The organism is Limnospira sp. PMC 1279.21 (assembly GCF_032349615.1).
GTDB lineage: Bacteria > Cyanobacteriota > Cyanobacteriia > Cyanobacteriales > Microcoleaceae > Limnospira > Limnospira fusiformis.
Window position 1 is genome coordinate 2,628 of record NZ_JARPLU010000011.1, and the last position, 24,185, is coordinate 26,812.

Annotated in this window: 14 protein-coding genes; 10 read left to right on the top strand and 4 right to left on the bottom strand. The window is 45.5% G+C overall.

The genetic code is table 11. From position 1 onward, the window contains the following. From P5683_RS03075 to P5683_RS03085, 3 genes are all read left to right on the top strand, one after another. Window positions 1–6,071, top strand: a 6,071-nt coding sequence (locus P5683_RS03075) for a DUF4157 domain-containing protein (protein WP_396442931.1), incomplete at its 5' end; no start/stop codon positions are given. A 474-nt stretch (window positions 6,072–6,545) separates the two neighbouring features. Then, window positions 6,546–7,943, top strand: a complete 1,398-nt coding sequence (locus P5683_RS03080; protein ID WP_006670629.1) for a DEAD/DEAH box helicase — start codon at window positions 6,546–6,548, stop codon at window positions 7,941–7,943. 96 nt (window positions 7,944–8,039) lie between these two features. Continuing rightward, window positions 8,040–8,831, top strand: a complete 792-nt coding sequence (locus P5683_RS03085; protein ID WP_006625399.1) for a hypothetical protein — start codon at window positions 8,040–8,042, stop codon at window positions 8,829–8,831. 61 nt (window positions 8,832–8,892) lie between these two features. Here the strand turns inward: P5683_RS03085 and crtB are convergent, their stop codons facing one another. Next, on the bottom strand, window positions 8,893–9,822 hold the full coding sequence (crtB, locus tag P5683_RS03090) for a 15-cis-phytoene synthase CrtB (RefSeq protein ID WP_006625401.1): 930 nt from the start codon (window positions 9,820–9,822) through the stop codon (window positions 8,893–8,895). An 88-nt stretch (window positions 9,823–9,910) separates the two neighbouring features. After that, window positions 9,911–11,296 (bottom strand): 15-cis-phytoene desaturase, encoded by a 1,386-nt coding sequence (gene pds, locus P5683_RS03095; protein ID WP_006625402.1) that lies wholly within the window; start codon window positions 11,294–11,296, stop codon window positions 9,911–9,913. A 171-nt stretch (window positions 11,297–11,467) separates the two neighbouring features. Here pds and dnaK point away from each other — a divergent pair, with 171 nt between their 5' ends. Continuing rightward, window positions 11,468–13,495 carry a molecular chaperone DnaK gene (gene dnaK, locus P5683_RS03100; protein ID WP_193521278.1) on the top strand — a complete coding sequence of 676 codons (2,028 nt, stop codon included), beginning with the start codon at window positions 11,468–11,470 and terminating at the stop codon, window positions 13,493–13,495. Between the two features lie 84 nt (window positions 13,496–13,579). Continuing rightward, window positions 13,580–14,581, top strand: coding sequence for a DnaJ C-terminal domain-containing protein (locus P5683_RS03105; RefSeq protein WP_046319590.1), 1,002 nt, complete (start codon window positions 13,580–13,582; stop codon window positions 14,579–14,581). Here P5683_RS03105 and thiS read toward each other — a convergent pair. Continuing rightward, window positions 14,578–14,793 (bottom strand): sulfur carrier protein ThiS, encoded by a 216-nt coding sequence (thiS, locus tag P5683_RS03110; RefSeq protein ID WP_008051014.1) that lies wholly within the window; start codon window positions 14,791–14,793, stop codon window positions 14,578–14,580. The two genes, P5683_RS03105 and thiS, sit on opposite strands and share 4 nt — an antisense overlap. Window positions 14,794–14,960: 167 nt before the next feature. Further along, window positions 14,961–15,479 (bottom strand): TRAP transporter small permease subunit, encoded by a 519-nt coding sequence (locus P5683_RS03115; RefSeq protein WP_006625409.1) that lies wholly within the window; start codon window positions 15,477–15,479, stop codon window positions 14,961–14,963. A gap of 559 nt (window positions 15,480–16,038) precedes the next feature. On the opposite strand from P5683_RS03115, the gene hpsA reads away from it, so the two are divergent. The 5 genes from hpsA (at window position 16,039) to P5683_RS03140 (ending at window position 23,966) form a co-directional block, all read left to right on the top strand. Continuing rightward, complete coding sequence (gene hpsA / locus P5683_RS03120; protein ID WP_315644830.1) at window positions 16,039–20,742, top strand: hormogonium polysaccharide biosynthesis protein HpsA; 4,704 nt, start codon at window positions 16,039–16,041, stop codon at window positions 20,740–20,742. A 61-nt stretch (window positions 20,743–20,803) separates the two neighbouring features. Then, on the top strand, window positions 20,804–21,400 hold the full coding sequence (locus P5683_RS03125) for a prepilin-type N-terminal cleavage/methylation domain-containing protein (protein ID WP_315638998.1): 597 nt from the start codon (window positions 20,804–20,806) through the stop codon (window positions 21,398–21,400). Window positions 21,401–21,458: 58 nt separating this feature from the next. After that, entirely contained in the window at window positions 21,459–22,427 is a 969-nt protein-coding gene (hpsC, locus tag P5683_RS03130) for a hormogonium polysaccharide secretion pseudopilin HpsC (protein ID WP_315638997.1), read from the top strand. A gap of 41 nt (window positions 22,428–22,468) precedes the next feature. Beyond that, window positions 22,469–23,041 carry a type II secretion system protein gene (locus P5683_RS03135; protein WP_315638995.1) on the top strand — a complete coding sequence of 191 codons (573 nt, stop codon included), beginning with the start codon at window positions 22,469–22,471 and terminating at the stop codon, window positions 23,039–23,041. 202 nt (window positions 23,042–23,243) lie between these two features. Further along, window positions 23,244–23,966 carry a Tfp pilus assembly protein FimT/FimU gene (locus P5683_RS03140; protein WP_046319601.1) on the top strand — a complete coding sequence of 241 codons (723 nt, stop codon included), beginning with the start codon at window positions 23,244–23,246 and terminating at the stop codon, window positions 23,964–23,966. Window positions 23,967–24,185: the final 219 nt, after the last annotated feature.

Consider the following 24,185-nt stretch of genomic DNA (forward strand, 5'->3'; position numbering starts at 1 on the left):
ATGAAGAGAATGTTAGTATTAATTTAAAACCGCTATCGTCGACAATATCCTCTCTAGGTAGTTCTCCAATTCAGCGTTCGGATGAAGAGAATGTTAGTATTAATTTAAAACCGCTATCGTCGACAATATCCTCTCTGGGTAGTTCTCCAATTCAGCGTTCGGATGAAGAGAATGTTAGTATTAATTTAAAAGCCTTTTCTGCCAATTCTGGGGGGTTATCTTTTCAACCTCAACTGATAGTTGGCGCTCCTGGAGACAAATACGAACGAGAAGCAGATCACATGGCTGATCTGGTAATGTCGATGAATTTACCTGCTATATCCCCACCGATTCAACGGGAGGAAGAGGAGACAAAATCGGTAGTTTCTCCGACTATTCAACGCATCAATAGCCACCGTCCCCGTCGGCGTGCGGCTGTTCCCTATAGCCTTCTTCATTCTACGGAAGAAAGTGAGGATGAACAAAATGTTAATATTACGCTAAAATCTAAAAAGACTAAAAATAATCGTCGATTCAAACCGAAGAACAAACGCGGTGTGCCGGGTGCATTTGCAGCGAGTCAAGATATTGAAAATAAGCTAAAATCCAAAAAAGGAAGCGGCAATCCTCTACCAGAGGAAACGCAAGAGTTTATGGAATCGCGGTTTGGTCAGGATTTCTCAGAAGTGCGAATTCATACTGATGGGGAAGCGGCCGAGATGAATCAAAACCTGGAAGCTAAAGCATTTACTCACGGTCAAGATATTTATTTCAATACAGGGGAGTATCAGCCGGACTCGGAGAGTGGGAAAAAATTATTAGCCCATGAACTGACTCATACTATACAACAAACTAAGCCGAAAGCGAAGTCTAAATCGAGGCAAGAACTTCGGGAAAAAACACCAAAACTTCAGCGGAAACCCGATTTTTTTGGGATGGGTGTAAAATCCAAGCTGGAGCAAAAAATCAAGAAAGAACGAGAAGAAGAACAAAAAAAATACGAAGCGGAGAAAGAGAAAGAGAAAGCAGAAAAAAGTGAGGATGTAGAGGCAGAAAATGCCGACAAAAAACCGGAAGAAAATCAAGAGCAAAACCAGAGCAAAAAACCTCTTAAAAAAATTAATAAAAAGCCTAAAAATTCATCTCGAAATAATAATTATTCACCAGATGAAGATGTGAATAATCAGACGATAGTTCAACAGAAGAAAAAAGAAAATTCCCCAGAAAAAAATGAGGGTAAAGACGAGAATCAAGATGAAAGTAAAGATGAAGGTAAAAATGAGGAGAAAGATGAGAGTCAAGATGAGGAGCAAGATGATAAAGGCAAAAAGGAAAAGGAGAAATTAGAAAAAGACAAAAAAGGTGTCAGTGACAAATGGGCAAAGGAAATAGACAGTAAGAAAAAAGAGGGCGGAGATTTTTCGGAAGCTCACAAGACCCAGCAAAACACGGAAAAACAAGCAGATAAAACCAAACAACTGCTGGACGCTGAGGATGAAGAAGCAGCGAAAAGTCAAGGAGAAAATTTAGAAAAAGAGTCGGATAAAACGACTGAATCAGAACAGCAAAAAGCGGGTCAAGAAGAAAATAAAGAAGAAGCGACTCAAAATAAAGATTTAGAAGAGGCGAAAAAAATCAAAGCACAAGGGGATGCTGAAGCTGCTCAAGCGGAGGGAGAAGCGGAAGAGAAAGCTGAGGGAGAAGCGGAAAAACAACAGAAAGAAAATAGTCCGGAAGATGGCTTTTTAGAAACGTTGGGAACTCAGGAAGGATTACGGGATCCTGGTGTTGTGAAAGCGCCAGATTTGAGTGGTAAACCTGCGCCGCGATCGCCTAATGCTGATCCGGCATTTCAAGCGGCAGTGACACAAACGGAACATCTAGCAGCGGAACAGAGTCGCCACAAACCAGCCCAGGATAAAGCGAGAGAGGCACAAGATGCCTCGGTAGATACTGAGCAGCAAATGCGAGAAGCCGAAGCCTCGCAGTCGGAAGAGGCTTCCCATAAAGAAGTACAAGCGTTTAATAAAGAAGAATTTATCAGTAATCTTCTGGCTATTTTAGAGCAAAATAAGCCGGAAAGCCAGAAAGATGTGGAAGGGGGAAAAGGTGCATCTGAAGCTACGGAAGATATCCTAGAAGAGATTGAACACAGTAAGGACGACTCAGGGGGTGAACTGGAAGAGTCAGCGACACGGGAGCCAGCACCGGAACTGGAGGAACCTAAGATTTCAATTCCCACGCCAGATCCAATGGAAGAAACCGGAGAAGCGCCGATTCCAGAAGCGATAGATGCGGAGGCGACTGTTCCGAAATCTCAGTCAGAAGAAGATGTTGAAAAGCCTTTGGAGGAAACTCAGCAGGCGTTAAGTGAATTAATTCCCGAGAAGCTACAGAAGAAGTTAATTGTTGGCGCAGCGGGTGATCAATACGAACAGGAAGCCGATCGCATGGCGGAAGTGGTGATGAAGATGCCAGAGGGGGCAACTGAATCGCCAGAAGAGGAGGAGATAGAAGGGGAAACTGAGGGGGTTCCGGTGAATACGGGGATGGTGCAATCCCCACGGATAATTCAACGGAAAGAAGAAGGATTTACGGCGGAAAAACCGACTCAAGAAGGGCAGGTACTTCTTGATAAAAATCGGGTGGAATTGTATGAATCGGAATCGGGAATAAATGTTTCGGGTGCGGTGGAAAAAGCCGAAGAAAATGTTGAGGAAACGGGGAAAAAATTTAGAGAAAAAGAAGAGGGGATTCAGGAAGAAACTCTTGATGTGCAGGCGGGGTCGGTTCTTGACTCTCAAGAACAAATGTTTGATAGCCGATCGCAGGAATTTATTAATGTCGCTAATACCCAAGCTGAATCCCAACATAAGGACGAAAAGGAACGGGCGAGAGTTACCCAAGAAATTCAGGCAATTTACGACACAACTCAAGTGAATGTTAATGGCATTCTGGAACGGATGGATGCTAGGGTTAATGCTGAATTTGAAGCCACCAATAAGAAAGCTAGGGCAGCATTTGAAGCGAAACAACAAGAATTATTTGCCCAGTGGAAACATGATTATTATTATAAGAGAAACCCGCTGTGGTTACCTTGGATAGAGATTAAAACGGGTTGGGCTTATGTGAGAGTTCGCTTTTATCTGAAAAGATTTTTTAATAGCCCGCTGTGGGCGATCAATAAAATTTTTACGGGACTCCCGGGCGAAGTGAATAATATTTATGCAGTGGCTCGGGAAGTATTTATTGAGGAACAGAAAGCGGGGATATATCGGATTGCGGATATTGTTGAAGAAGAATTGACGAATGCGAAAAATGCGGTGCAAGAAGGACGCGATCGCGTCAATGATTATGTGGCTAATTTGCCGGACAGTTTGAAAGCAGTTGGCACGGAAGCGGCGGAGAATGTGCAGGCACAATTTGATAGTTTGGAAAGCAGTATTAGTGATCGACAAAATCAACTGGTTGATGATTTAACTAAGAAATATGAAGCGAGTATTCAGGAAATTGATAAACGTATTAAAGAGTTAAAAGACAAAAATAAAAGTTTGATTTCTAAAGCCCTAGCTTTTATTGTGAAGCTGGCGGCGTGGATTCTGCGGCAGGTTTTGCGAATTGTGGAGCCAGTCATTAAGATGATTCCGGGGGTGGGAAATCGAGCGGGGGATTTTTTGGATGCGCTGGTTGACGACCCCAGTGGCATTATGGATGCTTTATTTAGTGGGGTGGGTGATGGATTTAAAAACTTTGGTAAAAATATTGTAACTCACCTGAAAAATGCTTTCTTTGATTGGCTATTGGGAATGGATATGCCGATCAAGTTTCCCGATAAGTTTGATTTGCGGGGAATTCTGGATATTATCCTGCAAGTTTTGGGCTTGAGTAAAGATTATATTTTGGAACTGGCATCTGGGGAGTTACCAGATTGGGCGAGCGATATTTTAACGACTCTGATTGAAAAGGGTCCGGGGGCGTTAAAAGAGTATTTGGCATCGATACCGGAGGATTTACCGCCTTTGGCGTTGAGCTTTTTTAAGGCGATCGTGGAGTTCCCCAGTAAAGGGGTGATGGTGTTGTGGGACTTCATTAAATCCGGTTTATCCACGATGAAAGAGCTGTTTATGAATGGCATCATGTTTCAGGTGGTGATTCCTCAAATTGTGATAGCGGGGATTCAATGGGTTTTGAGTTTGACTAACCCTGCTTCTGGAGTGATTAAAATTGCTAAAGCCATTGTTAATCTGCTGATATTTTTTATAAATAATATGCAGATGATCAGGAATGTCTTAGAAGCACTGGGTGAGGTGATGGATGCAATTATATCTCAAATTGTGAGCCAAATTTCTCGGGCGGTTGAAGCGGCATTGGCGGACATTCTGCCCTTGGTTTTGGGGCTGTTAGCTAGTGTTTTGGGTTTAGGAGGTATTCCTAAGAAGATCCAGAAAGTGATTACTAAATTAAAATCTCCGGTTGATAAGGTGGTCGGCGGTGTTTTTTCGTCGGTAGGCACGGTCTTGAGTCTGCTGGATCCGACATCTTTTATGATGGGTGCTTTGGAGGATAAAGTATCTAATAAGAAAAAATCAAAGAACAAAAAAAAGAAAAAATCTAATAAAAATAAGTCAAAAAAACGGAAAACTAAAAAAAGCAAAACCAAAGCCAAGAAAAAGGATAAAAATAAACGAAAAAAAAATAAGGATAAACGCCAAAAGTCCAAAGCTAAGAAAAAGGATAAGAAGAAACGGAAAAAAAATAAGGGCAAAAAGAAGAAACCTTCCCAAGTCCTGAAGAAAGTGGCGAAAAAATTAACAAGGCAAATCAAGAAAAACCCGAAAGCCCGTCGGGTTAAAAAGGTGCTGAAACAATTTAAGAAGAAATATAAACTTAAATCCCTGAAAATGACCAAGAATAAAAAGACTAAAAAAGGGAGGAAATATCTGATTGTTGGTGTTGCGAAAAATACCAATAATAAGAATGGTAAAGTTCAGAAAAAAGAGGCATCAGGAAATGTTGAAAATCAGACAATAACGCCGGGAATGGAAAGGGCTTTAGAAGAACAGCAAAACCAAGGAGAACCTCTATCCACTGGGGTTCGGGAACCGATGGAATCGGCTTTTGGGCTGAATTTGGGGCGAGTTCGCATTCACCGGGATACGGAAAGCGATCGCCTGAGTCGTTCTTTGAATGCTAAAGCGTTTACCACAGGAAGAAATATTTTCTTCCGTCAAGATACTTATGCTCCCCATAGTTATGAGGGCCAAAAACTCCTAGCCCATGAACTGACCCATGTGGTGCAACAGTCGGGAGAAAAGCCTGATATTCACCGTTTCTTTGCATCAGATACCTACAGTCGAGAAGTGATTCCGGTGGTTCAGATGAGTCCCACGAAAATTCCGACAATTCAGGCGAAGAAAGACAAGAAGAAAAAGGTCAAAATTAAATCTAAGGTGAAAAATACTAAGTTGAAAATGACTGTAATTATTACCGATAAAAAGACGAAGAAAAAGCCGAAAAAGAAAAAGGGTAAAAATATAGATAATCCCGAAGTGATGGAAGAGGTGCAATTGTCGCCGACATTGATCAGTAATGTAGTTGAGGCGATCAAGGCGATTATCAATCAGAATCCTGAAAAAACAGCGGTGAGCAATAAACTGGAAGATGTGCGAGTTAAATTTGCTCTGGAAGTGGTCAAACTTGTACGGGCTGTCACCATTGGAGATAGCTTTGCTTACATTATTAGTATTCGGGGTCAGGGTAAATATTTAGATGCCCAAAAAATGCAGGCGTTTCTGAAGCGACTGGCTCGCCAGGCGGGTACACCTCATGATATGGGTATGGAGCAAACTAGAGGCATGAAACCTAAGTTGCCAATAGACGATCGCACTATGTCTTCTAGTAGAGAAAGGGGGCGATCGCCAGTTATCCCCGCCAAGGTTGAATCGAAGGAACTCAACGGTCAACCAAAACCCAAGTTTGACATTACCACAAAGGTCAAGCCAATCAACGCCAACAGTATCGAAGTGATCGTTAGGGCTAACCCAGAGGCACAAAATGAATCACAACCAGTCAGCAAATCCCCCAATTCCTAATCTGTTACCCAGTCCCCAGCACCCAGTCCCCAGCACCCAGTCCCCAGCACCCAGTCCTCAGTCCCTAGTTTATAGTCTCCAGAGTCTTTTATGAAATTTCCCCGAAAAAATTATATTTTGGTTCAAATCAGCCCAAACCCCTATACAGCAGCAGATACAGCCATTCACAATCCAGGTGAATTGCCACGGGAGAGAAATTTTAAGGAATTTAAGGTTATGTTTCTGTTTGTTAAGCGCTATGCTATAGAACAGATGGTCTCAAAAAATCAAATTTGCTGGACAACCTCTCGGTTGTTAACCAGGGTAAATTTGGGAACATTAGGAGACCTTACCTACATGCTATGGTTCCTAGATGCCCATAAAAAGGCTTAACGCCGGACTAAAACTCATTTTAGTGATTAGAGTCAAGACATATCTGTGTTGGAGTTGGGCAGCCAAAGGAACCGGGCGAAAAACAATCATATTGGAGATTTGATGAGTCAATCCTTTGAAAGCTTAGGTATTTCCGAACAACGCGCTCGCCATTTAGAAACACTGGGTTTCACAGAACCCACCCCGGTTCAAGTCCAAGCTATACCCGAAATGCTATCCGGTCGGGATGTTGTGGGTATGGCACAGACAGGAACTGGTAAGACTGCTGCCTTTTCGCTGCCCATTCTCGAACAGATTGACGTTCATGCCGCTGGTATTCAAGCCCTGGTTTTGACTCCCACGCGGGAACTGGCGATGCAGGTCAAGGAAGCTATCCGCAATTTTAGTGATGATAATGCCCTGTATGTGCTGACAGTTTATGGCGGTCAGTCCATTGACCGACAAATTCAGCGACTGCGACGGGGAGTTCAGGTTGTAGTGGGAACCCCAGGGCGTATCCTAGACCTACTCAACCGAGGTGAACTGAAACTAGATTTACTGCGTTGGTTGGTGTTGGATGAAGCAGACGAAATGCTGAGTATGGGCTTTATCCAAGATGTAGAAAAAATCTTAGAGTCCGCCGACTCTGAACATCGTCAGACGGCTTTCTTCTCAGCAACGATGGACCCTTCCATCTCGAAGTTGGTGCGGCGACACCTCAAGTCCCCTGTGACTGTGAAGGTGGAAACTCCCAAGGCTACCCCCAAACGGATCGAACAGTCTGTTTATATGGTTCCTCGTGGATGGTCTAAAGCCCGCGCCCTGGAACCGATTTTAGAACTCGAAGATCCTGAATCGGCGATTATTTTTGTGCGAACCAAACAATCTGCGGCTGATTTGACTAATCAATTGCAGGCGGCAGGTCATAGTGTTGATGAGTATCATGGTAATCTGAATCAGTCTCAACGGGAGCGACTGTTGATGCGTCTGCGCCGCCGTCAGGTGCGTTGGATTGTGGCTACTGATATCGCAGCCCGGGGTCTGGATGTGGATCACCTTACCCATGTGATTAACTATGATCTTCCTGATCAAGTCGAGAGTTATGTTCACCGCATTGGGCGTACAGGTCGCGCCGGTCGGGAAGGAAAGGCAATTACTCTAATTCAGTCTATCGATCGCCGTAAGTTGCGAAATATTGAACGTCACCTGCGCCAAACTTTAAGCATTCAGTCAGTCCCCAAACGGGCGGAAATTGAGGCTCGTTATATTGACCGACTCAAAGACCGGGTGCGGGATGCTTTGGCTGGGGAACGTATGGCTTCATTCTTGCCTATTGTCTCTCAATTAAGCGAGGAATATGATCCCCATGCGATCGCAGCCGCAGCTTTGCAACTTGCTTATGATCAAACTCGTCCGGCTAGTATCGGAAGGGATGATTATGACGATGAAGACGATGCTGTTTCCAACAAACCTAAGCTAGTTAAACGCCGCCGCCCAGCTTCTGTTTCTAACAACAGTTAGATGGCTAATTCCCCAATCGGCTTTAATTAATGTGGAGATGCGATCGCCTGGTCGCGTCTCCCTCTATTTGGGGGGCAAATATTGAGGGTTAATTACATGAAAAAAGGTGCATTTTCTGCGGGTGAGACCTGGCGGCGCTGGGCTACTTTACTGGCTATTATCGCGGCTTTTGGGGTGAATATATGGACTAATATTGCCCCGATTAATGGTTTAACTGTCGGCGATATTTCCAATACTTTTTTTGTGAATACCAAGATAATTCCGGCTAATTATGCCTTCTCTATTTGGGGGTTAATCTACTTAGGTTTATTCGGGTTGGCTATTTATCAGCTACTCCCTAGCCAACGAGATAACCCCCGTTTAGCCCAGATGGGTTACGGTTTAGTTTCCGCAAGTATAGCACAAATTATCTGGATATTCTTGTTTTTATATGGGTTATTTCCCCAGTCAATTTTAGCCATGGTAGCGATTTTATTATCGCTGATATATTCCTATGTAAAATTAGATGTAGGTCGGCGGCGGGTTCCCAAATGGGAATCTTGGTTAATTAATATTCCGCTGAGTGTATATTTAAGTTGGATTAGTGTAGCCACGGTAGTAAATGTAGCGATCGCCTTAACTTCGATTAACTGGAATGGCTGGGGTATTCCTCCCCAAGTCTGGACGGCGATCATGATGATTGTAGCTGCGACTATTGCTATTATCATGAGGGTTCGCCACCAGGAAACCGCCTATTTATTGGTGACAATTTGGGCTTTAATAGCGATCGCGATCGCTCAAGATAATGAACCATTAATTGTAACGATCGCCTTAATGTCGTCCCTGGTGATTTGCCTATTTTCTTTAGGTTCAATCAATCATAGAAAATTGACAATAGACAATGGATAATTAAACTCCCTCCCCCTTTCCCAGAGGGAGAGAGCCGGGGGGGGGAGGGGGAGGGGGGGGGTCAAAGAACCCTAGCCCTCAACTGAGCCACAGGGAGACACATCATTTTTTTCCAGGTAGGGACATAGGCACGTTGGTTAAAGACATCATATTCGTTGCGTTCAATTTCGTCTAATATTTGTCTATAGAGCATTAAGGCCGTCCAAACTGGCCAGCGGATATCAGGATGAAGGGCGGCGATACCTTCTTCGGCGAGGGTATAGAACTTACGAGCGCGCTGTATTTGGAAGCGCATCAACTCACGCCAGCGTTCATCTACTATGCCATTAAATAAATCCGCTTCGGTATAGTTAAACAGAGCCAGGTCATCCAAAGGCAAATAAATCCTACCCCGTCGAGCATCTTCCCCCACATCTCGGAGAATATTAGTAAGCTGGTTAGCAATACCGAGAGCGATCGCCTCTTCTTTAGGATAATAAATAGACTGGTCACGATTCCAGGGAACACTGAGATCAGGTTGAGCGGTACCCATAACCGCTAAAGACATCAACCCCACCGTCCCCGCCACCCGATAGCAATACAAATTCAAGTCATCAAAGGTGTTGTAGCGATTCCGGGACAGGTCCATACGTTGACCGGCGATCATATCTCGGAAGGGTTGAATATCGAGGGAAAAGCGACCGAGGGTATCAACCAAAGCCACATCAACCGGATCAATAGGATGTCCAGCGAAAATCAATTCTAGTTGTTCTTCCCAGCGGTCGAGAGTTTCCAGAGTAGTAGAACTTGCCATCGGACCATCTACCAATTCATCGGTGCGGCGACACCAAACATAAATAGCCCAAATAGCCTGACGCTTGGCTTGTGGCATCAATTGAGTACCCAAGTAAAACGTCTTAGCATACTGTGCGGTAATTTGGCGACAGAGTTCATAGGAATCTGACCGGGTTGCCGGAGTTCTCATGCAGGGGGATTTAGAGAGTTGCAGCATTCGTTTTTTTTCAAGCCTGAGCTATCAGCCATAGGTTGTGCAGTTAGCAAAACGTCATTAGGGAAATACCCTAGAGACGTTTAAGAGATTAGGGGACTTGGCTAGTCCTCAAGTCTTGTTGAATGGCCTGTGCTGTCAGCTTACCAGAAAGCACAGCACCTTCCATACTAGCGAGATAGCGTTGCATGGTGTAATCCCCACTCAGATAAAAATTAGGGATAGGTGTTTTTTGACTTGGGCGGCAAGCCTGGCGGCCAGGAGTAGCTTTATAAACCGATCGCGGCGTTTTCACCACATGATATTTGAGCAACTTAGCAGGTGATGGGAAATGTTGAGGAAATAGCTTTTCCAGTTCAGCCATAGTAGCGGCCACAATATCCGCATCTGAGTTACCAATCCAATCAGCAGCGGGAGCCAAAACCAACTCTAACATTGAGCGATCGGGGTTAGCATATTCCTTACAGGTATTGCTCATGTCCGCATAGACACTGAGCAAAGGTGATCGGGAAAACAGTAGGTGATCAATATCAGTCAACTTGCGATCGAACCACAAATGAACATTAATCACGGGAACCCCTTCCAATCCCTGAAGTTGCTTAAAATAATCAAGCTCCTGCCAAGGTTTAGGCAACATCAACTTGAGCGGGTCAACAGGCATAGCCGAGACATAGACATCAGCGGTTAGCACTTCTTCCGGCGCACCATTTCGCCCCGGAATCAGGAACCCCTCAACACAGCCGGACTCATCCACTAAAAACTCCTGAATCGGAGCATTTAATCGCACCTGTCCGCCTCGTTCCGTAATATAGTCTACCAGAGGCTGACACAATCTTTCCGTTGGCGACCCATCAAGAAAAGCCATTTTCGAGCCATTTTTTTCTTGGAGGAAGCGGTTAAGGGCGGTTAGAATGACAGTGGAGGATATTTCTTCTGGCCCGATAAAATTGAGAGCCTTAGACATAGCAATAAACACCTCTGTTTCCACCCTTGGGGGAACATTTTGTTGTTTAAGCCATTCCGAGAAGGAATATTTATCCATCTGTTCGACATAATTTTGGCCTTGAATCATGGCGGGAATTAGTCCCAAGCCAAACCTAATTTTTTCCGGCCAGGTGAGCATATCATTATTGCGAAGAATAGCGACTATGCCATTAACGGGGGCTGGAATATCGGGAAAATCGAACCGAGAGTAGGTTCCGGGCTGATCTGGTTGGTTAAAGATCATGGTGTGTTCTTTCCACTGCAACCGATCCTCAATGTCCAACTCTTTGAACAATTGGAGCATATTAGGATAGGCTCCAAAAAAGATATGTAGTCCAGTTTCGTACCAATCCCCGTCCTCATCTTTCCAAGCGGCCACTTTGCCACCGAGAACATCTCGTCTTTCCAAGACAATGGGGGTATAACCCATATCGGTTAGGTATTTGGCACAACTTAGGCCAGCCAAACCCGCTCCCGCGATCGCAACTCGCATTGACAACCCTTTCAATCACTTGCTTGTATTTCGTTCTCATTATAGGTTACATCTCGTAACATTCTGTCGATAAAATTAGAATCTCCCCCATTTGGGGCGACGACGATGGGAAGCGATAAAATTAGAAAAGATCTACTAGCCACACCAACAAGACAAGGAGAACACCAACGAATGGGTAGAGTAGTCGGCATTGACCTGGGAACAACTAACTCTGTTGTAGCGGTCATGGAGGGCGGTAAACCCGTCGTGATTGCCAATTCTGAGGGGATGCGGACAACACCCTCTGTCGTTGGCTTTACTAAAGAGGGGGAAAGGATTGTCGGACAAATGGCTAGGCGGCAGGCTGTTTTGAATCCTCAGAATACCTTTTATAACGTCAAGCGACTGATTGGGTCAAGATATGCAGACCTAACCCCGGCATCAAAACGGGTTCCCTATACTATGCGTCGAGAGGAAAATGGTAATATCCGCCTCAAATGTCCTCGACTAAAGCGAGATTTCGCACCGGAAGAGATTTCCTCCATGGTACTGCGGAAATTAGCAGAAGAAGCCAGCCGATATCTAGGGGAGGAGGTGACTGGGGCGGTAATTACTGTACCCGCCTATTTTAATGATTCTCAAAGACAGGCGACCCGCGACGCTGGGAAAATTGCCGGATTAGAGGTAAAACGGATTCTCAATGAACCGACGGCGGCTTCCCTCGCCTATGGACTGCAAAAGCAGGATTTTGGCACTATTCTGGTGTTTGACCTAGGGGGGGGAACTTTTGATGTGTCGGTCCTGGAAGTAGGAGATGGGGTATTTGAGGTTAAATCCACTAGCGGGGATACCCAACTGGGGGGGAATGATTTTGACCAAAAAATTGTCGATTGGTTAGCTGAGAAGTTTCTGGAAGAACAGGGAATGGATCTCAGACGCGATCGCCAAGCCCTTCAGCGCCTCACAGAAGCAGCGGAGAAGGCTAAAATAGAACTATCTGGGGTGGGGGTAACTGATATCAATTTACCGTTTATTGCGGCGGACGCAGACGGACCGAAACACCTAGAAACTCGACTTTCTCGGGGAGAGTTTGAGGGATTATGTGCTGATCTGATTCAAAGGTTACGCCGCCCGGTCAAACAGGCTTTGGTGGATGCCCAAATTTCACCTACCCAAATCGATGAGGTGGTATTGGTGGGAGGGGCCAGCCGGATGCCTATTGTACAGCAGTTGGTGCGTAGTCTGATTGACCGTGAACCAAATCAGGGGGTTAATCCTGATGAGGTGGTCGCCGTGGGGGCTGCTATTCAAGCGGGTATTTTGGGGGGTGAAGTGCGCGATATCCTGCTATTGGATGTTACACCCCTATCGGTGGGATTGGAAACTATTGGGGGGGTGATGAAAAAACTCATACCCCGCAATACTACTATCCCGGTGAGGCGATCGGATATTTTCTCGACCTCTGAGAATAATCAAACTCTGGTGGAAATTCATATCCTCCAGGGGGAAAGGGAGTTAGCCAAGGATAATAAGTCTTTGGGACGGTTTAAGCTGACCGGTATTCCACCCGCCCCTAGGGGTATCCCTCAAATACAGGTGGCTTTTGATGTTGATGCTAATGGTATCCTCCTGGTGACGGCTTTGGATAAAACCACTGGTCGCGAACAAAGCATTACTATTCAGGGTGCTTCTACTCTGTCTCAGGGGGAAGTTAATCAGATGATTCGGGAAGCCGAAGAGTTTGCAGACCAAGACCGTCTACTGCGGGAAAGGGTGGAAAAACGCAATCGCGCCCAGGCTTTGACTTATCAAGCCGAAAGACAGTTAAGGGAGATTGCCCTAGATTATGGGATGCAGTTTGCTCAACGTCAACGGGGTCGTATTGAGACTTTAATTAGGGCGCTGCGGGATAGTCTGGAAAGAAATGACGATCGCGGTATTGATCAAATTGGGGCGGATCTGCAAGATGCGCTATATGATTTGAGTCGCGAGGTGTCTGTGTTTGCTACCCAAGATGATGATGATGATCTGTTTGGATCGATTCGTCGCACTTTTGGCGGTGGCGATCGCCGTATCCGTGACCCCTATGATATGCCTCCCGCTGCTGGCCGCGGCTATCCCCGTTACGATAATAACATGGGAACCGGAACTGGTCGCCCTGGTCAAAGATATTATCCCCAAAGTAATAATTGGGATGATGATGATGACGACTGGCTGTAAGTAATCAGGGGAGGCTGTGGGGTGGGGTTCCCTCCTCCCTTTTCTGGGATTCTGTGACTGATGAGTTTATATTGTGATTAAATTATGCAAAATTTTCGGAATTATTATCAGATTTTAGGGGTTTCCAGAGATGCTTCTACTGATGAGATAAAAAAGGTCTATCGCCGTTTGGCTAGACAATATCATCCCGACCTAAATCCGGGGGATAAGGAAGCAGAAGAGAAGTTTAAGGATATTGGTGAGGCTTATCATATTCTGTCGGACCCGGAAAAGCGATCGCAGTATGATGAGTACAGCAAATTTTGGAAACAAAAGGGTTTTTCTAGTGCCAAAAAATCCCCCGTCAGCGGCTTTAAGACCTGGGGAAGTCGGGTGGCTAATGGTCGCACCCAAACTCAAACACCGGAGGTCGATTTTGGGGAATATGCCGATTTTAATAGTTTTATTGATCAACTTATCGGACGGCGGCGGGAAGTGCGGACCGTTACTAATGATACACCCCGCGTCACTTCTTCTGACCCCTATAAATCCCCTAATACTAGGGTAATCCACCGGGTTCCGGTTCGGGAAAATCGACGGGATATTGAGGCGCGCTTGACTTTACCTCTGGAAAAGGCTTATACTGGAGGAGCAGAACGTATCCGCCTAGAAGATGGGCGATCGCTTGAGGTGAATATGCCGCCGGGAATGTTTACCGGTCAACGTATTCGCCTCAAAAATTTGGGCATTCAAGGGGGGGATTTATACCTGAAAATTACGGTAAAACCTCACGACTTTTTCAGGTTGGAAGAGTCTAATATTATCTGTGAGGTTCCAGTAACTCCCAGCGAAGCCACCCTAGGGGGAGAAATAGAGGTTCCCACTCTTGACGGTTGGGTTAAAATTAAACTCCCAGCGGGGGTAGTGTCGGGTCAATGTCTGAGACTAGCTAATAAAGGCTATCCTAACGAAAATGGCGATCGCGGTGATCAGTTAGTGGAAATTCAAATTGTCGCCCCCAAACAGATCACCACCCAGGAGAGGGAATTATACGAAAAACTCCGAGAAATCGAAACTTTTAATCCCCGTGAAGATCTCCCTGTTTAGCCACCACCCACAATGGTGACAATTTCCAGGATATCACCCATTTCCATAGTCGTAGTTTCCCAAAACTGTCGGTGGAGAATTTCCCCATTATACTCCACCGCCACCAAACGGGGATTTAACCCCAAATCTTCCAAAAATTTAGGTAGGCTAGTATCTGGGGCGCAAGTTTGCTCCTCTCCGTTAACTTTCAGGGTGATAGTGCGATCGCTCATATTTCCCCATCCCAATATTATCAATTACCAATTATAGCCCGGTTTCTCCCCCAGACTTCAAGAAACCGGGTTTCTCAAAGAAACCGGGTTTCTAACCCCAGACTCAAAGAAACCGGGTTTCTAGGGTAGAACCCAATTATTAATTATTAATTATTAATTATTAATTATTAATTATTTCGGATAATTGCCAAGTTTTTGATAATTTCCGAGATGCCCTGAATAATTAATAACACAAAACTAACTATAATTAACGCCTTAATTGGGTAGCGGGGTAAGCCGCCGGGGTCGGGGGAGACTTCCCGAATTAGCCAGGAGTTGGAGACAGCCCCCCAGGAGTAGAAAATAATCATCACGGAAAAGGGAATTAAAAATAAGGCGGTTCCCAATAAGTCAACTAGGGCTTTTTGCTTAACATTTAACCGACTTTGAATGACATCAACCCTTACATGATCATGATGTTTGAGGGTATAGGCTGCACCTAATAAAAAGATGATATCAAAAATATACCACTGGGTTTCTAAGAGTGCATTAGAACTTAAATTTTGCCCGATCGCCCTACCCACATACCTACCAATTACATTCCAGGTTCCTACTCCGATCATGACTAGGGCTAACCAGGAAACCACCCGCCCTAAATAATTATTCATGCGATCGATGAATTGGGATACAATTAGCAGTCTATCCACTTTTTAACTCTCATAGGTAGGGGGTTGACAAGCTCTGGGAATTTGTGATAATATATGAACAGTTACATAATATAAATCTGTGCCTAAATTCTAAAATTGTTACTATTCCCATTATCTAAAAGTATAGCAGGGGGTGGCGGAAAAAGCAAGCAACCCCCCCAGAAAAAATTTTTTTCGCAACAAAAGTTAACATTTAGTTACAAAAGTTAACATTAGAGGTAGGTGGAGAAAAGAAAAAGGTGATCGTTTTTTAGGTTGAGTTGGGAATGCTAATATGTAGGTGAGGACTAATGCTCCATAAGCCTATAACCCTCGAACCGAGTTTGTGAATGTGATCGATCGCACAGGAGAAAGGCGATCGCTAACTCACCATTAACTCAGTCGATTTGTGATCATAGAAAAAGCTGTACCCTAGTTGCCCTTTGCGGGGATAACCGGGGTACTTAGTCGCCTAGTTGTGGGTAATAATACCACAGCTATGAGTGTATTTATATTTATCTCGCCGTATTATTTATCAGCCGGTGTATTCAGTTAAACTCTAAGGTCAGGAAGTCGTCTTATGCACAATCAGCATAATCACAGAAAACCTAAGTTACCTATTCGATTATGGTTAGGAGAGATCCGGAAGTTTGGTAACCGGGCTATCGGGGGCTTAAAGCGATCGCTCCTGGGAAATTGGTTGAATATGAATAGGGGCGATCGCCAGCGAGTAGAGGGTTTTGTGTTGCCGACAGTAACCATGGTGATGTTAGTGGTGGTACTGTTAACGGTGGCGATCGCATTCCGAGCCTTAGACCGGGCGCAGTTCGCGCAAAATGTGCGGGTTAGCCAGGAAGTGCTGTTAGCGGCGACACCTGCCCTGGAACGGGCGAGCGCCAAACTGGATCAGGCATTTGAAAGCATAGGACGGGCAGCCCCTGCTGAACATGACTTAATCAGGGAGTTGAGGGAAGAACGGTATAACTTTGGTGTTGAAGGTCGCTTTGATCGTGAAGAACGACTGACCCTAGAGTTTGACGGAAGAGATATAGATACTGCCTGGGGATTTAAGGAAGATTTGAATGGTGACGGCGACCCAGATAGATACAACATTTATGGAATTTTTCTGAGGAGCCCCGAAAACGATAACGATGGTCTTCCCAAAACTAGAACTCCCGTAGAAGCCAGGGGATTGCCTCTGCCTAAGCTAGGTTCTAAGTTAGGTTCAGCCTCCCCCAACTACTGTCAGGATGACAGTAGTACCGGTTTATCTGTGGCTGGTACAGATTGGTATCAAGCCCGTGGGGGTTTGCTAGAAAAACCGTTTTTTATCTATTCTGCGAGTATACCCGTCAGTGGTAGGGGTTTTGCGGCGGTGGAAATGCAGGAAGATAGACGAGCTGAGCCTATAACTGTTAATGCTGTGGTCTACGAGGGAGATTTGGACATTACCCCTGGTCAAGAACTCAGGTTGAATGGCCGGATTATGGTCAATGGCAACCTGGTTCATGTTAATACCAACAATGCAAGGATTAACTATTATCAGGTGAGTAGCCCCGCATCTGAATCTTATAAAATGGAATTAGGCAAGATAGTAGTGGGGGGAAATGTTGGCTTCGGACAAGCGTCATTAAATCAGGATTCTCGTGGCCGAGCCACAGTCCATCTATTCAGACCTGGTGGACATGATGAGGTGCATTTTACAAGAGAGAATAAACCGGTGAATGCTTTTCCAAATCAGATGGTTACTAACCAATTGGAGTATGCGGAGAGAATCAGTGGCTTAGTGTTCGAGCAGAAATGTAAATCCGCTGATACTGACCCTGATGAAGTTAAGGAAGCCGTGGAGGGGGGAACAGATAGGCTTATAGCCCTAGAAAACTACTTCCGGGCTAGAACCCGTCGGGTTCCTAATGTGGAAGAAGAAGATTACACCGCCCCCGACTGGGAACACCCCCAAGGATGCAATCAAACTTATGATCGGCGGACTGAAGGTTCCGGCAATGACCTGCGACCGGTAGATAGATGGATTTATCCCTACAATATTAGAGGGGGGGATGCTACTCAATCCATCCCCACCGTCCCTCTGAACGGGTTAGCTCTGAATGGTAGTGGCAACAAATTAAATATACCTGCTACTCACCCGGATATAGTGAGAGAGAATCAACGAGAAACAAGGGTTGGCGATCGCATTTTGGTGGGCAATGGTTTACCTGCTAGATGGTATGACAGTAACAGAATCGGTGACAATAAGTTTCACGGAGAGGCCACAGCACAATTTATCGAGGGTAAGGAGTGGGATGAAGCTCCTTCTGGTGAATCAGTTCGCTTCCGCCAGACTCGAATGTTTGATATGCCAGACCTGGGGGATACGGGTCGCAACGGTTTTTGGGAAAGGGCAGCAGCGGAGGAATGGAAAGAACCACATGAATTAGAACCTGGGGAGGAAAATAAAGAACTGGTGGGAGGACTGCGGGTAGTTACTGGCGCGGGAATTTACTGGGACGAGGGATCGTTTTTGCCTCCGCCCAAGGGTGGTAGGGATGTGGTTTGGCCGGATACCATGCCGATGGGATGGGATGACCCTTTTGATGACCCTGATAAAGGCTATCAAAAGGGACACCTGAAAATGCGGGCTACTGTGGTGTATCACTATACAAAAACTCCTTGGGAAGAGCGGGGCGATCGCCAAGAGCCTATAGCCTGTATCAGTAGTTACTACGACCCCACTTTCTACAGAAGCTCTACCGACAACACTGGTAAAAATAAAAGTGGCTTGCCTTGGGATAGTAGTGCCCAAGGTCAATCTGAGAACGGCATAGTCTATGCCGCTCAAATTGAGGATATCGGTCGATTAACCCCAAGCGCAACCCCTCATAATCCCTATGATGTACAATCTGGGGGTACTGGGGGTGAGGATACTCCGACGGCGGCTACTCTGGAACAGAAGCTGCAATATCAAGCTAGTCTAAGATTCCCTGATGGGCGTTGGGTGAACGAACCCCTGCGTGTAGCCATAGAGAAATCTCCTGGAGACCGCACTCTAGCGGATCAGTCGGCTATTGATGCCGCTGTATGTGCGATTAAGATTATGACGGGTGAGGCAGGGACTCCCAGACCAGATATTATTGACCATGGTACGATTTATGAAAGAACTTTACTGGATGGTCGCCAGGTGAAATCCCTGGAGGATGGTGACGGTTTCTTTGCTGATGGTAAAGGCACTTATGATCGCGCCATAGAAGACCGCCAACCTCTGGAAATTCGCACCACGGTGATTGACTTAGACAAGTTACGCCAAAAAGCGATCGATACCGATGAGTTTTTATTGCCCAACAGTGGCATTATCTACGCCACCCGTGATGATGCCCTGAGAGATGATAGCACTGGCGATCGCATAACCAGTCCGGTGGACTTTGTTGTGGACGAAACCCGCCGCCCCAACGGCATCATGTTGATTAATGGTCAAAGGTTAGACCGCCCACAAGGAAACCGTCGAGAAAGAGGGTTAATCCTGGTTAGTAATTTGCCTGTGTATGTGAAAGGTAATTTTAACCTGCACCAAACCCCTGGCGGGACTCCCTTGCAGGAGTTTACCGAAACCTTAAACGCCAATTGGAGTAACTTCTACGAGCGTAGCACCCCGGATCCAAATTTTGCCTGCCCTCCTCAAGACCAATGGCGACCCGCCACGGTTCTGTCTGATGCGGTAACTCTACTTTCTGATGCCTTTAGGGAGGGATTTCGTAACGAAGGCGACTACAACCTCCGCAATAACATGGTTCTTAGTTTGGATTATAGAAATCGCAGAAACTTACAGCCAGTCAAATTACAAGATGGCTATGATTTCCGCCAAGGTGTTACCCAATTTGATGAGTCTCACTTCGATTTTGATCTAGATGGAGATGGTGATCAGGATGATGAGGACGTGGGACCAAATGACCTGACTCTGGAGGCAGTGCGTAGGCTTAATGGCTTCTATGACAACAACTTTGTCACCAGTGCCAGCATTTGGATCCCCAACAGGGTAGGAATGTGGATGGATGGTGCTTCCCAAGAAAGAAGTTCCTATCTAACCAACTTTGTCACTCCTGTTCAAACTCGCAGAGGAACTGAGGGCATTGAATATGTGATGGAGATGTGCCGTAAACCTCTAGTTTCCATGTGTAATCCAGAGGATTGGGTAGTCAGTCGTCAAAATCCGGCTACTCCTGAATATGCATCAGATAAAATTGGCGAGAACTTTATATACAGTAATAACGACGACACCCCCACTGTAGGAACAACTGTACAAAGAATACTGCCATCATGGGAACGCATCTATCCCCGTCGTATTGCTTTTCTTCGTGATAGGACACACAAACTTGTGCTAGATAAAGAAGGTCATCCTATCCCCTTGGGTGTTGTTAATGGCAAATACGACTATTCACCCTTACAGAATGCTGAAATTTGTCTGGATAGTGATGGAAAAATATCCTTGATCACAGAAGGCGAGAGTGAAGGTGAATATGATAGAAACTGTGAAAATAGAACTATGGTACCCAGGGTGACCACAAAAAAAGCCGATGCACTGCGCTTTCAAATGGACGGTGATGTGCCGAAGGTTCGTTGGGAACCTAATAATGAAAGTCCTGATGATGTACTTTATGCGCAGCCCATGTGGGAACCTGTGGTGCAACTTAATACAGTAGATTCCGCGAGCGGCGAACGATGGCTACAAACGCCTCGCTCAAATACTACTTTTAACCTGATTATTGCCAGTGGTGATTCTCCAATCAGGCAAACCAATGGTAATGAAACTGAACTCAATGGCGGTTTGCATAACTTTACCCGTTTCCTGGAAATGTGGCCGGGCAGAACGGTCAATATCAGTGGCTCTTTTATACAGTTCAAACATAGTGCATACGCCACCGGACCAATGATGTCAGTTTTGAATCAGGATAGTGCCCACTTGACCAAGTTCGGACCACCCTTAACAAGCGGTAACCGTCCCTACCGGAGCGCTAATGATAATGGTCAAACTACCTTCTACGGAGCCCCTAACCGGAACTATGGTTATGATGTGGGTCGGATGATTTTCCTACCTGACCTGTTCGACTCTCGCCTAGTGACTCCCAGCACCGAGCCTACAGATAAATACTTCCGAGAAGTGAGTCGGGATGACCCCTGGGTTCATACCCTGTTGTGTGGCAGAGAAGGGGAGAACGGCCCAAACTTTCTCCCTGATGGGTTGCGCCCTGCTGAATGTCCTTTAGACCCTGATAGGTTCTTCGGTCGAACCTAGTCCAACCGAGTAGCCCATAACTGACCACCCTATTTAATCATGTTGCATTCTGAGCGGAACCATGTTCAACCCCAAACTATCCCCCAAGTTCTCCCGGTGTAGCGAATCTGGCTACACCCTGCTTGAGTCCATCATGGCTATGGTGGTGGTCAGCATCCTGATGGTGGGCATTTCTCCCGTGTTGGGTTTTGCCTTCGCCACACGGGTACAGGCTAGGCGCATAGAACTAGCCAGCAGAGCCGCTAACAGTTATATCAGTGCTGTCCGTGCTGACCCAACCAATGAAGACTTGGTGGATTTAAATCCCAGTGACCCGGACGCTGGACCAACCAGTCCAGACCACTTGTTCTGTGTGGATAATGACGGAAGTGGGGGATGTAATAGCACCACGGATATGATGGTTCAGGGAATTGGCATAAATGAGTGTAGCAACGACAACCTATTAGAGGATGGTTATAAGTTGATTGTCAGGGTGTATCGTGCTGACGCATTTGCCCAATCGGAAGGACCGAGGGGGTCTGGTCATGTAGCGAGTTCCAGGGTAGGTTTAGCCGACCCCAGAGACCCCCTAGTGGAGGTGCGAACGGAGATTAGCCCCAGTAGCAATAATGTCTTTAGTAGTTTACAGAGACGTTTAGCAGAATGTCGTGAAGATTAGGTTTGGTGATGGTTCCCATGGAGTGCAAAAGTAAGATTATCCTGGTAGAGAGGTAGTTATGCTGTCCCTAGTTCGGTTTTGGTTAATTTGTGTATTGAAACCTAGGTCAAAAACCACCCAGAGGAATGACTTAGGCTTCACGATGATTGAGTTATTGGTTTCGGCGGTTGTGGCTAGTATGATCATCACGCCCATCTTATTCTTTGTGGTGGATGTTTTACAAACCGATACCCGGGAAGAAATCAGAGCCAGATCGGAACAGGAGTTACAGACGGCAGCAGATTTCATTCGCCGCGACCTCTCCCAAGCTATCTATATCTACGACGGTCAAGGGGTTAATGCGATTAGGAGCCAACTTCCTGATTCCCAGAATGTGGTATTGGTGTTCTGGAGACAGGAGTTTATCCCCAATGCTGTTCCCCCCCCTAACGATCGAGACCGTGATTGCGATAATAACCGTTGCGATGATGCCCAAGTTTTCTCTTTAGTTGCTTACTATTTACAAACAGAAAGAGAGCCTAATAGTCCTTGGTCTGATCAGGCGCGTATTTCTCGCTTACAAATCAACGGTGGTGTTGTAGATAGATTCAATCAAAGCCCAAACTGCAGAGAAACACCATGTTATATTGCTGGACATGAACCAGACCCAGGTTTTGATCCACCTCCTGACCGTACAGAAATGAATACATGGGAAGCCAGCGGCCCTATTGTAGATGAATCAGGACGACCACGACCACGAGAAGTTCTGATTGATTACATATATCCAGGTGTCGTCGCAGGTCTAGCCGATGATCACTGTAGAACAGCTCTTAACTTAGATAATGCAACTGAAGCTAACCTACTATCTGGAAATAAGGGTAGTGGCTTTTTTGTATGTGTAGACTGGGATAGGACAACAGCTTTAGTTAACCTGAGAATGAATGCGGCAATTCGCATTGATCCGAATGCTACAGAATTCAACCCGAATCAGCGATCGCTTTTTCCAGAGACGAACTTTTTGGTTAAAGGCTTAGGTCTTTTAAATTAACCGATAAAATCAGGGAATTTATAATAAAAGGAACCTATAAAATGAGTATTTTAATTAACCCAAAATCGGTCAATCCCAGGCGCACCAAAAACCAGTCCGGCTTCACCATCATTGAGATTTTGGTGGTAGTTTTAATGGTTGGCATTGTGGGTGCGATCGCCGCTCCGACATGGCTGATGTTTGCCAATAGACAAAAGGTTCGCACGGTTAATGACCGGGTTTTTAACGCCATACAAGAGGCTCAAAGCCGAGCGCAATTAACCAGTTTAAGTCACTTTATCCAATTTGGTGAGCATCGAGGTATACCCGCATATCGAATTTATTTGACCACTACTAAAGATGATAAACTACCGGATTGGCAAACTCTCGATGTCAATGGCGAGATTAACGAGGGACAAATTACACTGCGAGCTATTCCACCACAAGGGGATAGCCGAGAAGAACTAGAGTTTGACCATCTAGGAGTTGTATTAAATACTATAAAAGAGGGTGACCCTTTTTCTTTTTGGGTAGTTGTATCTTCGGCTGATAATAGCGTGACACATTGCGTGGCTGTCAGAACTAGACTACTATCCACGCAGAAACTCCAAGGAGATGATTGCCCTGATGAGTAGTTCTAACTAGCCAATTGTAACACAAAAAATTAATTATCTACTGAATATTTTACAAAACTTTACCCCCAATTTCGGAAAACATAGTTTAGAATAAACCACCAAAGATATCACCCGTAACGAGGCCTTTTACGAGTGAGGTTAGTTGTGTATGCTGCGGTTAGCTGACCTACACGACATCTATCCTTGTGACCCAGGTTAAATAATGGAAAATACATTAATTAAGCACTTGCTTCTGGTTCAGAAACAGGCTATTAATTTAGTGGCTGAAAAACCAGTTAGCAGTGACTCTCCGGGTGCGAAATCGCGAAAATCCCCTACAGAATCTGGGTTTTCTTTGTTAGAAGTCTTAGGGGTGATGGTGATTATATCAATACTAGGTGGGATAGCGGTTCCGACTTGGCTAGGTTTCGCGAATAACCAGAAACTGCAAACCTCTATCCGGCGACTCAACTGGGCTATCCACTCAGCCAAAAGTGAGGCTATACTATCTAGTACATCATGGCAAGCGAGTATCAGGGAATATGGGGGACGAGTACAGGTAGCAGTCCATCCCGCGAAGACTCCCCCTGGTCAACTCCCAGAAGGTTCATGGACTAACCTAGAACCGGGGATAGAAATTGACAACCGGGAAAGGAACACCAGGAATAAATATGAAACTACCCTGCGAAGAGTAGACCCCGACACCAACCAAGTCCGAAACGCGGGGACGGTGTACCGAGTTTTATTCAACTACCAAGGCTGTCCGGTCTATAACCCGTCTAATTTCTGCACGCAAACTTCTCTAGCTGCGAAGGGACGCATTGCTATCCATCATCCTGAAGTTCCAGGTCAAAAGCGATGTATCATCATTTCGACGCTGATAGGTGCGACTCGCATTGGTCAGCAACAGCAAAGACCGGATCAAAATGGCTACTATTGCCATTAATTAATAATTAATAATTAATAATTAATAATTAATAATTATTAATTGGGTAGCGACCCTGTGACCGAGAAACCCGGTTTCTTTGAGAAATACCGAGAAACCCGGTTTCTTTGAGAAACCGGGTTTCTTAACTTCCAGGAGAGAAACCCCCTGTGACCGAGAAACCGGGTTTCTTTGAGAAATACCGAGAAACCCGGTTTCTTTGAGAAACCGGGTTTCTTA

Bases quoted from the DNA above. Each gene is read 5' to 3' on its own strand.
- P5683_RS03080 (WP_006670629.1), top strand. From the start codon at position 6,546: ATGAGTCAATCCTTTGAAAGCTTAGGTATTTCCGAACAACGCGCTCGC.
- dnaK (WP_193521278.1), top strand. From the start codon at position 11,468: ATGGGTAGAGTAGTCGGCATTGACCTGGGAACAACTAACTCTGTTGTA.
- P5683_RS03085 (WP_006625399.1), top strand. From the start codon at position 8,040: ATGAAAAAAGGTGCATTTTCTGCGGGTGAGACCTGGCGGCGCTGGGCT.
- P5683_RS03135 (WP_315638995.1), top strand. From the start codon at position 22,469: ATGAGTATTTTAATTAACCCAAAATCGGTCAATCCCAGGCGCACCAAA.
- crtB (WP_006625401.1), bottom strand. From the start codon at position 9,822: ATGCTGCAACTCTCTAAATCCCCCTGCATGAGAACTCCGGCAACCCGG.
- pds (WP_006625402.1), bottom strand. From the start codon at position 11,296: ATGCGAGTTGCGATCGCGGGAGCGGGTTTGGCTGGCCTAAGTTGTGCC.
- thiS (WP_008051014.1), bottom strand. From the start codon at position 14,793: ATGAGCGATCGCACTATCACCCTGAAAGTTAACGGAGAGGAGCAAACT.
- P5683_RS03105 (WP_046319590.1), top strand. From the start codon at position 13,580: ATGCAAAATTTTCGGAATTATTATCAGATTTTAGGGGTTTCCAGAGAT.
- hpsC (WP_315638997.1), top strand. From the start codon at position 21,459: ATGCTGTCCCTAGTTCGGTTTTGGTTAATTTGTGTATTGAAACCTAGG.
- P5683_RS03140 (WP_046319601.1), top strand. From the start codon at position 23,244: ATGGAAAATACATTAATTAAGCACTTGCTTCTGGTTCAGAAACAGGCT.
- hpsA (WP_315644830.1), top strand. From the start codon at position 16,039: ATGCACAATCAGCATAATCACAGAAAACCTAAGTTACCTATTCGATTA.
- P5683_RS03125 (WP_315638998.1), top strand. From the start codon at position 20,804: ATGTTCAACCCCAAACTATCCCCCAAGTTCTCCCGGTGTAGCGAATCT.